The sequence below is a fragment of the Sphingomonas oligoaromativorans genome, assembly GCF_011762195.1.
Taxonomy (GTDB): Bacteria; Pseudomonadota; Alphaproteobacteria; order Sphingomonadales; family Sphingomonadaceae; genus Solisphingomonas; species Solisphingomonas oligoaromativorans.
This window is the reverse complement of sequence record NZ_JAASQK010000001.1, coordinates 812,072-825,762: the sequence shown is the minus strand read 5'-3', so window position 1 is coordinate 825,762 and position 13,691 is coordinate 812,072. Positions and strand designations below refer to the sequence as shown.

Below are 13,691 nucleotides of genomic sequence, written 5' to 3'. Positions count from 1 at the left end.
GGCCCCGGAGGTGCGGGATCGGAGAGCAGATGACGACATGAGAGCCCCTTGTTGCATTCAATTTTCAATAGCAGGGTCGCTCTTATTGAAAACGTCTCGCATTAGTCAACCTCCGTTCATCTTCGATCGCTTCGATTTTTGCGGCCCGCCCGGCACGAGCGCTCCGGGGGTTGCCAAGCGACCCGGAACGCGCTTTGGCCTGTGGCAATCAAAAGAGGATGCCATGGCTGAACCCGTCATCACCCCGCTCGACTGGGCGGACCCCTTTGACCTTTCCGACCAGCTCACCGACGAGGAGCGCCTCGTCCGCGACACCGCTTATGGCTATGCGCAGGACAAGCTGCTTCCACGCGTGACGTCGGCCTATCTGGACGAACGCTTCGATCGGGAGATCATGAGCGAGATGGGCGAACTCGGCCTGCTCGGCGCCACCATCCCGCATGAATATGGCGGCGCGGGGCTTGGCTACGTCGCCTATGGCCTGATCGCCCGTGAGGTGGAGCGCGTGGACAGCGGCTATCGCTCGGCGATGTCGGTGCAGTCCTCGCTCGTGATGCACCCGATCCATGCCTATGGCTCCGAAGAGCAGCGGAAGAAATATCTGCCCAAGCTCGCGACCGGCGAATGGATCGGCTGCTTCGGCCTGACCGAGCCCGACGCCGGCTCCGACCCGGCGGGAATGCGCACCCGCGCCACCAAGATCGACGGCGGCTATCGCCTCGACGGCACGAAGATGTGGATCACCAATTCGCCGATCGCCGATCTGGCGGTGGTGTGGGCCAAGTCGGACGCGCATGGCGGCAAGATCCGGGGCTTCATCGTCGAGCGCGGCGCCAAGGGTTTCTCCACTCCCAAGATCGAGGGCAAGCTATCGCTGCGTGCCTCTATCACCGGCGAGATCGTGCTCGACGGCGTCGAGGTGGGCGAAGACGCGCTGCTCCCGAACGTCGAGGGACTGAAAGGGCCGTTCGGTTGCCTCAACCGCGCGCGTTACGGCATCGGCTGGGGCGCGATGGGCGCCGCCGAGGCCTGCTATGCGGCCGCCCGCTCCTACACGCTGGACCGCAAGCAGTTCGGCACGCCGCTCGCCGGGCGGCAGCTCGTCCAGCTCAAGCTCGCCGACATGATGACCGAGATCGGCCTCGGCCTCCAGGCATCGCTCCGCATCGGCCGCCGGATGGAAGACGGCGTGCTACAGCCCGACCTGATCTCGCTCGCCAAGCGCAACAATTGCGGCAAGGCACTCGCCATTGCCCGCGTCGCGCGCGACATGCATGGCGGCAACGGCATCTCGGCCGAGTTCCATGTCATCCGCCATGCCGCCAACCTCGAGACGGTGAACACCTATGAGGGCACGCACGACATTCATGGCCTGATCCTCGGCCGTGCGATCACCGGGCTCGCGGCGTTCTGAGGTGAGCGACAAGCCGCACGCCCCCAGGCCATTGGAGGGCGTGCGCGTCCTCGAACTGGCGCGCATCCTCGCCGGACCATGGTCAGGGCAGTTGCTCGCCGATCTCGGCGCCGAGGTCATCAAGGTCGAGCGTCCGGCGGAGGGCGACGATACCCGCCACTGGGGGCCGCCCTTCCTCACCGATCCGGCCGGCGGCTCGCTCGATGCGGCTTATTTCCATGCCACCAACCGGGGCAAGCGCTCGATCGCCATCGACATCGCCTCGCTTGAGGGGCAGGCCGAAGTCCGCGCGCTGGCCGCGCGGTCCGACGTGGTGATCGAGAATTTCAAGGTTGGCGCGCTGGCGAAATACGGCCTCGATCACGCCGGCCTGTCGGCGGTCAATCCGCGCATCGTCACCTGCTCGATTACCGGTTTCGGCCAGACCGGCCCTTATGCGAGCCGCGCCGGCTATGACTTCATCGTGCAGGCGATGGGCGGCGCGATGTCGCTCACAGGCGAGCCCGATGGTGCCCCCCAGAAGGCCGGCGTCGCCTATGCGGACATCTTCACCGGCCTCTATGCGACGGTTGCGATCCTCGCGGCCCTGCGCCGGCGCGACCAGACCGGACAGGGCGCCCATATCGACATGGCGCTGCTGGATTCGCAGGTGGGTGTCCTCGCCAATCAGGCGCTCAATTTCATGGCGAGCGGCATCGCGCCCAACCGCATGGGCAACGCACATCCGAACCTCGTGCCCTATCAGAGCTTCCGCACGGCCGACGGAGACATCATCGTAGCGGTGGGCAACGATCGCCAGTTCGCGAAGTTCTGTGCGATCCTCGGGCTCGATGGCCTGGCCATGGACGAGCGCTTCCGCACCAATGCCGGCCGTGTGACGAACCGGGCCGTGCTCATCCCGATGCTGGCGGACGCAACGGCAATCTGGACCCGCGCGACGCTGGCCGCGCGATTGGAGGCGGAGGGCGTACCCGGCGGGCCGATCAACCCTCTCGACGCGGTGTTCGCGGACCCGCAGGTCGTGGCGCGCGGCATGGTGATCGCATCGCCGGGGCCGGATGGCCCGCTTCCCGGCCTCGCCAGCCCGATCGTGATCGATGGCGAGCGCCAGAACGCAAACCGCGCCGCTCCGCGACTGGACGCGGACGGCGCGGCGATACGGCGTGAACTGGAAGGGGGCCGGTGAGGCCCCCGCCCCGCTTACTTCTTGGTGAGGCTGAGGCCACCGAAACGCTTGTTGAAGCGCGCGACCTGACCACCGGCGTCGAGGAGCTGGCCACGGCCGCCCGTCCAGGCCGGGTGCGACAGCGGATCGATGTCGAGGAGCAGCGTGTCGCCCTCGGCGCCCCAGGTGGAGCGGGTCTCGAACACGGTGCCGTCGGTCATCTGCACCTTAATCATGTGGTAATCGGGGTGGGTGTTCTTCTTCACCGGACAATCTCCATTAAGGCGCTGGTTCCCGACCAGCACCGGCAGGCGGCCCCGATAATCGAAGCGGGCGCCCCGCGCAACCCGCCGGAATGCCGTTCATGAAGCTATTGGGCGCGATTTTGGCCGGTGGCGCCTCCCGCCGGTTCGGGCGAGACAAGGCGCTGGCACCGATCGATGGCCGCCCGATGCTGGCGCATGTCGCCGAACGGCTGGGCGCGCAGTGCGACGCGCTCGTGGTGATCGGACGTGACTGGCCGAAGCTGGAACGGGTGGACGATCTGCCTGCCCCCGGACTTGGCCCGTTGGGAGGCCTTGCCGGCGCGCTGGCTTATGCCGAACGCAACGGGTTCGATGCCGTCCTCACGAGTGGATGCGATCTGCCCCGTCTGCCGGCCGACCTCCGGGATCGGCTCGGAAAGCCCAATGCGCTGGTCCGCGGACAACCGACCATCGGCCTCTGGAAGGCCGGATTGGCGACGAAGCTCACCGACTATCTGGAAATCGCCACGGATCGGTCCGTCCGTGCATGGGCGCTCACGGTGGATGCCCGCTGGGTCGCGATCGAGGAAGCGATCCCTAATATCAACACGCCGGCTGATCTGGCCGCTTTCCGGCCATCCTGACCCACGAGACGGTCGGAATGGCCGGATGCCGTGGCGTCAGGCCGCGGGCGGGTCCGCGATCATGGCGGTGAAGCTCACCTCGGTGGCGAGCTTGCCTTCGATCGAAGCCTTGCCGGTGAACTTCGAGACCTTGCCGCGCATCTGCACGACTTCGACCTCAAGCGTCAGCAGCACGCCGGGCTCGACGGGGGCGCGGAACTTCGCGTTCTCGATCCCCATGAAATAGACGAGCTTGCCCGAATCCGCGAGGCCGAGGCTCTCGACGGCGAGCACGCCCGCCGCCTGAGCGAGAGCTTCCACGATCAGCACGCCCGGCATGATCGGACGGCCGGGGAAATGCCCTTGGAAGAAGCCCTCGTTGAACGTCACGGCCTTGACGGCGCGGATCGACTTGCCGGGGATGATCTCCTCGACCCGGTCGACCAGAAGCATCGGGTAACGATGCGGGAGCGCCGCCATCACCCGCCGGATATCCAGCGGGCCGATCACGGCGCCCTCGGAGGCGATGCCTTCGCTCACCGGCCCTGCGTCGCCTTCGGGTTCCCCGGAGTCGTCGTGGCGGCCGGGGCCGCGCCCTGCTGCGGCACGACGATGCTCGGCGTCGGGAAGGACGCGTCGAGGCGCTGCACGAGCGTGGTGGTCACGTCAGCGGCCGGGTCGGACGCGAGGGTCGCATCCTTGCTCATCACGATCGCGGCCTTGCGCTCCGCGCGGATCTGCTCGGCGACCGGGCCGGCATGTTCGATGATCTGCTGACGGACATAGGCCGCCGCCTGGTTCACTTCCTGCTGAACTTCCTGGAGCGCCTGCTCGGCGGCCTGAGCGCGCTCACCGGCCTGCTGGAGGGCGCTCTGCGTCGCAGCCGGGATCGGCGTGCCCGGCTTGGCGGTCTTCTTCGCGCTCTCGACCTGCGTGTTGTAGGCCTGAGCCGCCGACTGGAACGCCGTGCGGCGGGCGCTGAGCTGGCTGTCATACTTGGTGCGAAGCTGCTGCGTGCCGCTCTTGGCGGCCGCCGAGTTCTGGAACACCTGGTCGAAATCGACGACGAGCACAGACGAATCCGCCAGCGCCGGGATGGCGGCGAACGAAACAGCCGCGGTCGCGACGAGCAGAGCCGACTTGAAGATCTTGGTCATCAGAACTGAGTTCCCACGTTGAAGGAGAAGAGCTTGGTGTCGTCGCCCTTTTGCTTGACCAGCGCCTTGGCGATGTCAATCCGCAGCGGACCGAAAGGCGAATTCCACGAAACGCCGAAACCGACCGAAACGCGCGGTTTCCAGCTATTTCCGTAGTAAACTTCCTTGAACGGGCTGGCGACGGCGATCTGATAGATGCTGGTGCCGGAAGGGCATACCCCGGAGGAAGGAATCGTCGTCGGCGTGGCGCCGGTCGTGGTGGCGATGCACTGCTTGTTGCCGCTGGCATCGAGCACCGGCCGCTGAAGGCGCGCATCGTTGGCGTCGGGAATGTCTTCCGTGATCGGACGCTTCAAGCCGAAGACCGAGCCCGCGTCCACGAAGACGGAGGGCTTGAAACCGGCGTCCTTCGCGCCCGAGCCGAGCGGAATTTCCACTTCGAGATGGCCGAGATAGGAGGCGCGGCCGCCCAGCGCGTCGTCCTGGATGCGCCCATCCTTGGTCATGTTGAGCGTGCCGTCGCTATTGTAGAGATAGCGCACGACGCGCGGGCCGACGCCGCGGATGTCGAAACCGCGAATCTGCGGCTCGCCGAGATAGAAGCGGTCCGTCAGGCGAACGCGATCGACCTCGTTGCCTTCGTCGTCGAAGCGCTTCGAGCCGTAAGGCAGGATATACCCCGCCTCGCCGTGGATGTTCAGGATGAAGCCCGCGCCGAGGTTGTGATATTTGTCGTCCTGCACGTTGGTGCGGACATATTTCACGCTGCCGCCGAGGCCCGCGAAATCCTGGCTGAAGATGAAGCGGTTGCCCGCCGTCGGCCGGATGCGGTTGTTCAGATTGTCGTAAACGATCGAGTAGCCGACCGACGACGTCGTCCGATTGCCCACGGCATCGCAGAGATAGCGGCCGGCCAGAACGGGATCGCACTCGAGCTTACCGTCGCCGTTGATGTCGGAATAATAGGTGCCCTTGTCGAGCGACACCTTGTCCTGGCTAAGGCCGTAGCGCGTCGCCATCGACCAATATTCGGTGAGCGGGATGCCCATGCGAATCTGGAAGCCGGTGGTCGTCTGGTTGTAGGTCGTATTGCGGTCGTTGTCGGTGGTGTAGCTGAACGAGCGATAATCGCGCCGGAACACGTCGCCACCGATCGAGACGTTCTTGTCGAACAGATAGGGCTCGGTGAAGCCCAGGCTGACCGACTTGGAATAGGCCGACCAGTCCGCGCTGGCGCGGACCGTCTGGCCCTTGCCGCGGAAATTGGCCTGCTCGATCGACAGGTTGACGATGAACTTCTCAAGGCTCGAATAGCCAGCCGACACCTGAAGCTGGCCGGTCGACTTTTCCTGGACGTTCGCTTCGAGGACCACCTTGTCCGGCGCGGACCCCGGCTTCTGGTCGATCTCCAGCTTCTCCTGAAAATAACCGAGCGAACGAATGCGATCGCGCGAGCGCTTCACCTGGAAACCGTTGAACGCATCGCCTTCCGCCAGACGGAACTCGCGACGGACGACCTTGTCCTGCGTCAGAGTGTTGCCGTTGATATCGATGCGCTCGACGTAAACGCGCGGCGACTGATTCGCATGGAAGGTCACCCCCATGGTCAGCTTGTCGCCGTCGCGATCGAAATTCGGCTCGATGTTGGCGAAGGCGTAGCCGAGGAGCCCGGCCGTCTCGGTCATCGAATCGACCGTGTCTTCCACCGTCTTCGCGTTGTACCAGTCGCCCGGCTTCACGCGGATCAACGAGCGCAGCGTCGCCGGATTGAGATCGCGGATGTCGCTTTCGACGTCGAGCTTGCCGAACTTGTAGCGTTTACCCTCCTCGATCACATAGGTGAGGATGAAGTCCTTCTTGTCCGGCGTCAGCTCGGCGACGGCCGAGACGACGCGGAAATCGGCATAGCCCTGCGTCAGGTAGAACTGGCGGAGCTTCTGCTGGTCATAGGCCAGGCGATCCGGGTCATAGCTCGTGCCGGACGACAGGAAGTGCGTGAGCGTCGCTTCCTTCGTCGCCATCTGCCCCTTGATCTGGCTGTCCGAGAAATGCTCGTTGCCGATGATGTTGATCCGGCGGACCTTGGATTTGTCGCCCTCGTGGATCTCGAACACCACGTCGACGCGGTTCTGGTCGAGCAGCACCATCTGCGGCTCGACCGTCGCGGCATAACGGCCCTGGCGGCGATACAGCTCGATGATGCGGCCAACGTCCGCACGCACCTTGGAGCGCGTGAAGATCTCACGCGCGGAGAGCTTGATCTCCGGCATGATCTTATCGGACTTCAGCCGCTTGTTGCCCTCGAGCACGATGCGGTTGACGACCGGGTTCTCGCGCACGGCGATGACGAGATCACCCGCATTCTCGTCGCGAATGGTGACATCCGCGAACAGCTCGGTGCCGTACAGCGTCTTCAGCGCGGTATCGCCGTCTTCGCGGGTGTAGACGTCGCCGACGTGCAGCTTGATGTAGGAGAGGACCGTCTCGGACTCGAGGCGCTGGTTGCCCGTCACCTTGATCGAGCGGATCACCTCCTGCGCCGTCGCGGGCGCGGGCGCCGCGACCGTCGGGGCGCTCGTCGTCAGCGGCACCGGCACGCCATGCGGCTGGCGCGCCTCGTGCTTGGCCTGAGCCGGAACCACATAACCCGTGCTGAGGATCGTTCCGATCAGCAGCGCGGACCCGATCCGGCTGTGCTTGCCTTCCATTCTCACGCTTGTACCCGCCCTCGCGCTTGCAAGACGGACATGACACATGCGCCACGCCCGCCGCTGCTCCCAGTCTTACGCCCCTGCCCGATCAGGCGCGGCCGATCAACCCGGCTCGATCCAGCTTGCCGTCGATCGCCCTCAACCGATCAGGCTCGCCAACCTGTGCCACAGCCCCGCCGTCCCCAGATCGTTGAACGTTACGAACAGCATGAGCCCGAGCAGAAGCGCAAGCCCAGATCGAAACGCCCACTCCTGCACCTCCGGCGCCACAGGCCGCCTGCGCACCGCCTCGACCACATAGAAGAGGAGATGGCCGCCATCGAGCATCGGGATTGGCAGCAGGTTGATGAACCCCAGATTGATCGAAATACCCGCCATCAGCAGCACGATCGCAAACCAGCCGAGCGTCGCCTGCTCGCCCGCCGCCCGCGCCACGCCGACCGGGCCGGAAAGCTCGGATGCGGGCCGCGTGCCGAGGATGATCTGCTTGATCGCCGTCACCGTCGTATCGACGGCGCCCACGACATACCCCCCGGCCCTCTGCGGCACGTCGCGCAGCGGAACCGGCTGGATCGTCCCGGCGTGTGGCGCAATGCCGAGAATGCCCTTGCGCGCGCGATTGCCGAAGCGATCCACCTCGATCGTCGCATGGGTGCGCGCCCGCAGCGTCAGCGGCTTGCCGGCGCGGACGAGATCGATGCGCAACTCCGCATCGGGGTGGAGGAAGGTGTAGGATGCGATATCCTCGAAACGACGGATATGCTGGCCATCGACCCGCTCGATGCGGTCACCCGCGACGAGGCCCGCGGCAGCCGCGCCGGAGCCAGGCTGGACGAACGCCACCACCGGCTGGGTGACGGGCTCGCCATAGCTCATCAGGATCGCGGCGATCACGAGGAAGGCGAACAGGAAATTCACCGCCGGCCCGGCCAGCACGATCAGGAAGCGCTGCCATACCGGTTTCGACTGAAAGGTCTTCGCACGCTCCGATGGCGGCAAGGCGAGCCATTCCGGGCTTGGCTTGCTCGCCGGGTTCATGTCGCCCGCGAAGCGGACATAGCCGCCGAGCGGAAGCCACGCGACCTTCCAGCGTGTGCCGCGCTTATCGGTCCAGCCGGCGATCTCCTTGCCGAAACCGATCGAGAAGGCATCCGCCTTCACACCGAACCAGCGGCCGACGAAATAATGGCCGAGTTCGTGGATGAAGATCAGGGGTCCGATCACGAGCAGGAAACATGCCGCCGCCCAGACGAACCCTCCGATCTGTGTCATGCCGCCATCCTTCGCATCACGCCTGCCGCCTTTTGGCGGGCCTCGGCGTCGATGGCCACGACCTCGGCGAGGGTCGTGGGCGCAGGTGGCTCATATTGCGCCAGAACTTCGGCAACGGCGGAGGCAATGTCCAGAAAACCGATCGCTCCGCCCAGGAACGCCGCGACCGCAGCCTCATTGGCGGCGTTCAGGATGGCGGGACGGGCACCGCCGGCGGCCAGCGCCGCCTTGGCAAGCGCGAGCGCGGGGAAGCGCTCCTCGTCCGGCGTCTCGAACTCCAGCTTGCCGACAGTCGCGAGATTTAGGCGCGCGCAAGGCGTCGCCATCCGCTCCGGCCACGCCAGCGCATGGGCGATCGGCACACGCATGTCGGGCGCGCCAAGCTGGGCCAGCACCGAGCCATCGATATATTCGACCATCGAATGGATCACCGACTGCGGATGGATGATCGCATCCAGCTTATCAGCGCCGATCGGGAAAAGATGATGCGCCTCAATGAGTTCGAGGCCCTTGTTCATCAGCGTCGCCGAATCGATCGAGATCTTCGCGCCCATCGACCAGTTCGGATGCTTCACCGCCTGCGCCGGGGTGACCGTGCGCATCTGCTCGCGCGTCCAGGTGCGGAACGGGCCGCCGCTCGCGGTCAGGATGATACGGCTGACGCGGCCGGGCTCGGGCTCGTAGCACTGGAAGACCGCATTATGCTCGGAATCGACCGGCAGCAGGCGCGCGCCCGCCGATTCGGCCGCCCGAATCATGATCGAGCCCGCCGAGACCAGAGCCTCCTTGTTGGCCAGCGCCACGGACTTGCCGCACGAAAGCGCCGCCATGGTCGGCTCCAGACCCGCGAGGCCGACGATCGAGGCCATGGTCCAGTCCGCGCCGCGCCGCGCCGCGTCGATGATCGCCTCCGGCCCCGCCGCCGCCTCGACGCCGCTGCCGGCGAGTGCGTCCTTGAGCGCCTGATAACGGCTGGCGTCGCCGATCACCGCGATCTTCGCCCTGGTGCGCCTGGCGATGGCCGCCAGCCCGTCGACATCGCTGTTGGCGGTCAGCGCCTCGATCTGGAAGCGCTCCGGTTCACGCTCGACGAGATCGAGGGTCGACCCCCCGACCGAGCCCGTCGCCCCGAGGATGGTAACAGTCCGCATGGTTTCACAATATCCCTGATGCAACGATCAGCGCGACGATGCAGAGCACCGGCACCACGCCGTCGAGCCTGTCCATCACGCCGCCATGGCCGGGCAACAGCCGGCCCGAATCCTTCACGCCCGCGCGGCGCTTCATCACGCTCTCGTACAGGTCGCCCATCTGCGCGGCGATCGCCAGCAGGCCGCTGAAGGCCGCCAGCCGGACCTGCACATGCAGCACCGCCACCAATCCGAGCCCGACGACAGTCGCGGCCACCATGCCCCCGATGAGGCCGGCCCACGTCTTGTTCGGGCTCCACACGGGCGCCAGTTTCGGCCCTCCGATCGACCGGCCCGCGAAATAGGCTCCGATATCGGTCGCCCATACCACCGCAAGCGTCCAGAAGCTCAGGTCTATCCCATCATATTGGTCATGGATATAGAACAGGCAGAGAACGGGAAGCCCGGCATAGATCATGCCCGCCGCCAGCCGCAGGTTCCGCGTGAAAGCCGCGACCGCCACCGTCGCGGCGATCAGGCTGTAGAAGCTGGCGGGCGTGGGCACGTTGATATGCGGCTGTTCGAGCACCAGCGGCAGCATGAGGCCCAGGAAGGCCAGCCACATCTGCCAGCGCTCCGCCCGGATCAGGCCGGCCCATTCGGCCACCATGATAAGCCCGGCGGCCGACGCCAGTATCCAGAACGGATCGCTGCCATAGATCAGGCAGGCGACGGCAATCAGGATCAGGATGACGCCGGTGACGGAGCGAACGGCGAGATCGGAACGGCGGCTCGACGCGGCAGCGGCGCTCATAGGCCTCCGTATCGCCGTTCGCGCTGGCCGAACGTCTCGATCGCGGCGACGAGATGCTCCCGATCGAAATCGGGCCAGAGCGTGTCGGTGAAGATCAGTTCGGCATAGGCCGCCTGCCACAGCAGGAAGTTGGAAAGCCGCTGCTCGCCGGAGGTGCGGATCAACAGATCCAGCCTCGGCAGGCCGACCGTATCGAGACGCGCCTCGAAGGCGGCGTCGTCGAGCGTATCGGGATCGACCTCCCCTGCCCGCGCCTCGCGCATCAGCCGCCGCGCCGCCCGCAGAAGCTCGTCCTGCGCGCCATAGTTGAGTGCGATGGCCAGCGTCAGGCGCGTGTTGTTCGCCGTGCGCTCGACAGCATCGTCCAGCATTCGGACGAGATCGGGCTCCAGCTTGCGATAGTCGCCGATGATGCGCAGCCGCACGCCTTCGCGCGCCAGCTCGTTCAGCTCGGACTTGATGTAGTGGCGCAGCAGACCCATCAGGTCCGCGATCTCCGCCGCCGGCCGCCGCCAGTTCTCGGACGAGAAGGCGTAGAGCGTCAGCGCCTCGATGCCGAGATCGCCGGCGGCGCGGATCGTCCTGCGCACCGCCTCGATACCCTGACGGTGACCGGCCACGCGCGGCAGGCGCCGGGCCTTCGCCCAGCGTCCATTGCCATCCATGATGATCGCGACATGGCGCGGCACCGGCCCGATCGAGCCCCCCGCCGGCGCGGCGGAAGCGGCGCTGGGAAAGGCCGGCTTCACTTGCCGAGGATTTCCTTTTCCTTCGCCGCCGTCGCCGCATCGATGTCGGCGATCGTGCTGTCGGTCAGCTTCTGCACGTCGCCTTCGTGGCGCTTGCGCTCATCTTCCGACAGGCCGTTCTTCTTCTCGTCGGTCTTGAGATTGTCCATGCCGTCGCGGCGGACGTTGCGGACCGCGATGCGCGCCTTCTCCGCATACTGCCCGCAGAGCTTGGCCAGCTCCTTGCGGCGCTCCTCGGTCAGGTCCGGGATGGGCAGGCGCAGCGTCTGGCCGTCGACGATCGGGTTGAGGCCGAGACCCGCCGAACGGATCGCCTTGTCGGTGGGGCCGACATTGGACTTGTCCCACACCTGCACGGCGAGCATCCGGGGCTCGGGCGCGGTCACAGTCGCCACCTGATTGAGCGGCATGTGCGAGCCATAGACCTCGACCGTGACCGGATCGAGCAGCGCCGTCGAGGCGCGACCGGTGCGCAGGCCCTGAAGGTCGTGCTTCAGCGATTCCACCGCGCCGGCCATGCGGCGTTCGAGGTCAGCCTTGTCGTAAACGGGTCCGGCCATTTTTATTCTCCGTTGCGGACGATCGTCGCCGTCCCCTCGCCGGCGAGGACACGGGCGAGATTGCCCTGCTCGCGGATGTTGAAGACGACGATCGGGATATTGTTGTCGCGGCACAGCGCGATCGCGCTGGCGTCCATGATCTTGAGGTCGCGGGCCAGCACGGTGCCGAAGTCGATTTCATCGTAGCGCTTGGCGCCCGGCACTTTCTTGGGATCGGCGTCATACACGCCATCGACCGAGGTGCCCTTGAAGATCGCATCGCACTTCATCTCGGCGGCACGCAGCGCGGCGCCGGAATCGGTGGTGAAGAAGGGGCTGCCGACGCCCGCCGCGAAGATCACCACGCGGCCCTTCTCGAGGTGACGTTCGGCACGGCGGCGGATGAAGGGTTCGCAGACGGAGGCCATCGGGATCGCCGACTGCACGCGCGTGTCGACGCCGAGACGCTCCAGCGCGTTCTGCACGGCGAGCGCGTTCATCACGGTCGCCAGCATCCCCATATAGTCGCCGGTCGCGCGGTCGAAGCCCTGGGCGGCACCCGCCACGCCGCGGAAGATGTTGCCGCCGCCGACGACGATGCAAAGCTCATGACCGGCTTCGCGGACGGCGAGGATCTCTTCGGCCACGCGGGTCACGGTGTCCGGGTCGATGCCGAACTGGCCGGAGCCCATCAGCACCTCGCCCGAGAGCTTGAGGAGGATTCGTTGGAAACGCGGACGGGTCATGCAGGAAATATATCCGATCGGATGGCAGAAAGTCGCGGCACCTTAGTGATGCCCCCCGTCCCTGCCAAGCAGCGTGAAGCACCATCCACCACGAAAAGAAAACGCCCGCCGGCCCGCGCGCCCGTTTCCGGTAACGCGCGCGCCGACGGGCGCAATCCGATGTGGCTTAGGCCTTGACGCCGGCCGCAGCAGCGACCTCGGCCGCGAAGTCGCTCTCTTCCTTCTCGATGCCTTCGCCGAGCTGGAAGCGGACATAGTCCTTCAGCACGATCTTGGTGCCGGCATCCTTGCCCGCCTTGGCCACGACCTCTTCGATCGGGGTCTTGTTGTCCATGACGAAGAGCTGCGACAGGAGCGCGGCTTCCTTCTTGAACTTCTGGACGGCGCCCTCGACCATCTTTTCGATGATCGCTTCCGGCTTGCCGCTCTCGGCCGCCTTCTCACGGGCGATCGCGCGCTCGCGCTCGATCATGTCCTGATCGAGCTGGTCGGCGTGCAGCGCCTGCGGGAAAGCCGCGGCGATGTGCATCGCGAGCTGCTTGCCGAGCGGCTCCAGCACGTCCACGCCGGCATCGGATTCGAGCGCGACGAGCACGCCGATCTTGCCCATGCCCGGAACGGCCTGGTTGTGGACGTAGGGAACGACCGCGCCCTGCCCGACGGTCAGCACCTTGGCGCGGCGCAGCGTCTGGTTCTCGCCGATGGTGGCGACGTTCGCGGTCAGCGCGTCGGCAACGGTGCCGCCGCCCGGATAGGAAGCGGCCTTGAGCGCCTCGATGTCCTCGCCCGTCTCCAGCGCGATGCCGGCGACGTTGCGGACGAACGCCTGGAACTGGTCGTTCTTGGCGACGAAGTCCGTCTCGGAGTTCACCTCGACAGCGGCGCCCTTGGTGCCGGCGACGGTGACGCCCACGAGGCCCTCGGCCGCGGTGCGGCTGGACTTCTTGGCAGCGGCGGCGAGGCCCTTGGAGCGCAGCCAGTCAACGGCGGCTTCCATGTCGCCAGCGGTCTCGGACAGCGCCTTCTTGCAGTCCATCATGCCGGCGCCCGAGCGATCGCGCAGTTCCTTGACGGTGGCAGCGGTGATTTCCGCCATGTCTGTAATCCTTTCAGATATGCATCGTCA

At 66.1% G+C, this 13,691-nt stretch carries 14 protein-coding genes; 3 read left to right on the top strand and 11 right to left on the bottom strand.

The window, feature by feature from the left end; genetic code table 11:
• Positions 1-223 precede the first annotated feature (223 nt).
• Together FHS98_RS03920 and FHS98_RS03915 are read left to right on the top strand one after the other, a co-directional pair.
• On the top strand, positions 224-1,414 hold the full coding sequence (locus FHS98_RS03920) for an acyl-CoA dehydrogenase (RefSeq protein ID WP_167100069.1): 1,191 nt from the start codon (positions 224-226) through the stop codon (positions 1,412-1,414).
• Between the two features lies 1 nt (position 1,415).
• Positions 1,416-2,600, top strand: a complete 1,185-nt coding sequence (locus FHS98_RS03915; RefSeq protein WP_341786017.1) for a CaiB/BaiF CoA transferase family protein — start codon at positions 1,416-1,418, stop codon at positions 2,598-2,600.
• A gap of 14 nt (positions 2,601-2,614) precedes the next feature.
• Here FHS98_RS03915 and rpmE read toward each other — a convergent pair whose 3' ends face one another.
• On the bottom strand, positions 2,615-2,845 hold the full coding sequence (gene rpmE, locus FHS98_RS03910) for a 50S ribosomal protein L31 (protein WP_167100066.1): 231 nt from the start codon (positions 2,843-2,845) through the stop codon (positions 2,615-2,617).
• Positions 2,846-2,943: 98 nt separating this feature from the next.
• Between rpmE and mobA the strand changes: the two genes are divergently transcribed.
• Positions 2,944-3,468, top strand: coding sequence for a molybdenum cofactor guanylyltransferase (mobA, locus tag FHS98_RS03905; protein ID WP_167100063.1), 525 nt, complete (start codon positions 2,944-2,946; stop codon positions 3,466-3,468).
• A 36-nt stretch (positions 3,469-3,504) separates the two neighbouring features.
• On the opposite strand, the gene fabZ is transcribed toward mobA, so the two are convergent.
• From fabZ to tsf, 10 genes are all read right to left on the bottom strand, one after another.
• Positions 3,505-3,987 (bottom strand): 3-hydroxyacyl-ACP dehydratase FabZ, encoded by a 483-nt coding sequence (gene fabZ, locus FHS98_RS03900; protein ID WP_167100060.1) that lies wholly within the window; start codon positions 3,985-3,987, stop codon positions 3,505-3,507.
• Positions 3,984-4,604, bottom strand: coding sequence for an OmpH/Skp family outer membrane protein (locus FHS98_RS03895; RefSeq protein WP_167100057.1), 621 nt, complete (start codon positions 4,602-4,604; stop codon positions 3,984-3,986). The genes fabZ and FHS98_RS03895 overlap by 4 nt, the downstream gene beginning before the upstream one ends.
• On the bottom strand, positions 4,604-7,312 hold the full coding sequence (bamA, locus tag FHS98_RS03890; RefSeq protein ID WP_167100054.1) for an outer membrane protein assembly factor BamA: 2,709 nt from the start codon (positions 7,310-7,312) through the stop codon (positions 4,604-4,606). Before bamA ends, FHS98_RS03895 begins: the two co-directional genes overlap by 1 nt.
• Positions 7,313-7,453: 141 nt before the next feature.
• On the bottom strand, positions 7,454-8,587 hold the full coding sequence (locus tag FHS98_RS03885) for a M50 family metallopeptidase (RefSeq protein ID WP_167100051.1): 1,134 nt from the start codon (positions 8,585-8,587) through the stop codon (positions 7,454-7,456).
• A complete protein-coding gene (locus tag FHS98_RS03880; RefSeq protein ID WP_167100048.1) occupies positions 8,584-9,738 on the bottom strand; it encodes a 1-deoxy-D-xylulose-5-phosphate reductoisomerase in 1,155 nt (384 codons plus the stop codon). Before FHS98_RS03880 ends, FHS98_RS03885 begins: the two co-directional genes overlap by 4 nt.
• Before the next feature lie 4 nt (positions 9,739-9,742).
• Positions 9,743-10,531 carry a phosphatidate cytidylyltransferase gene (locus tag FHS98_RS03875; RefSeq protein WP_167100045.1) on the bottom strand — a complete coding sequence of 263 codons (789 nt, stop codon included), beginning with the start codon at positions 10,529-10,531 and terminating at the stop codon, positions 9,743-9,745.
• Positions 10,528-11,280, bottom strand: coding sequence for an isoprenyl transferase (locus FHS98_RS03870; RefSeq protein ID WP_167100042.1), 753 nt, complete (start codon positions 11,278-11,280; stop codon positions 10,528-10,530). The genes FHS98_RS03875 and FHS98_RS03870 overlap by 4 nt, the downstream gene beginning before the upstream one ends.
• Entirely contained in the window at positions 11,277-11,840 is a 564-nt protein-coding gene (gene frr / locus FHS98_RS03865) for a ribosome recycling factor (RefSeq protein WP_167100039.1), read from the bottom strand. The genes FHS98_RS03870 and frr overlap by 4 nt, the downstream gene beginning before the upstream one ends.
• Positions 11,841-11,842: 2 nt before the next feature.
• Positions 11,843-12,565 (bottom strand): UMP kinase, encoded by a 723-nt coding sequence (pyrH, locus tag FHS98_RS03860; protein ID WP_167100036.1) that lies wholly within the window; start codon positions 12,563-12,565, stop codon positions 11,843-11,845.
• A gap of 166 nt (positions 12,566-12,731) precedes the next feature.
• Positions 12,732-13,661 carry a translation elongation factor Ts gene (gene tsf / locus FHS98_RS03855; RefSeq protein ID WP_167100033.1) on the bottom strand — a complete coding sequence of 310 codons (930 nt, stop codon included), beginning with the start codon at positions 13,659-13,661 and terminating at the stop codon, positions 12,732-12,734.
• Positions 13,662-13,691: the final 30 nt, after the last annotated feature.

What these genes read in the sequence shown, in the direction of transcription:
- FHS98_RS03920 (WP_167100069.1), top strand. Translation starts at nt 224, where the DNA reads ATGGCTGAACCCGTCATCACCCCGCTCGACTGGGCGGACCCCTTTGAC.
- mobA (WP_167100063.1), top strand. Translation starts at nt 2,944, where the DNA reads ATGAAGCTATTGGGCGCGATTTTGGCCGGTGGCGCCTCCCGCCGGTTC.
- FHS98_RS03895 (WP_167100057.1), bottom strand. Translation starts at nt 4,604, where the DNA reads ATGACCAAGATCTTCAAGTCGGCTCTGCTCGTCGCGACCGCGGCTGTT.
- bamA (WP_167100054.1), bottom strand. Translation starts at nt 7,312, where the DNA reads ATGGAAGGCAAGCACAGCCGGATCGGGTCCGCGCTGCTGATCGGAACG.
- FHS98_RS03885 (WP_167100051.1), bottom strand. Translation starts at nt 8,587, where the DNA reads ATGACACAGATCGGAGGGTTCGTCTGGGCGGCGGCATGTTTCCTGCTC.
- FHS98_RS03880 (WP_167100048.1), bottom strand. Translation starts at nt 9,738, where the DNA reads ATGCGGACTGTTACCATCCTCGGGGCGACGGGCTCGGTCGGGGGGTCG.
- FHS98_RS03875 (WP_167100045.1), bottom strand. Translation starts at nt 10,531, where the DNA reads ATGAGCGCCGCTGCCGCGTCGAGCCGCCGTTCCGATCTCGCCGTTCGC.
- frr (WP_167100039.1), bottom strand. Translation starts at nt 11,840, where the DNA reads ATGGCCGGACCCGTTTACGACAAGGCTGACCTCGAACGCCGCATGGCC.
- pyrH (WP_167100036.1), bottom strand. Translation starts at nt 12,565, where the DNA reads ATGACCCGTCCGCGTTTCCAACGAATCCTCCTCAAGCTCTCGGGCGAG.
- tsf (WP_167100033.1), bottom strand. Translation starts at nt 13,661, where the DNA reads ATGGCGGAAATCACCGCTGCCACCGTCAAGGAACTGCGCGATCGCTCG.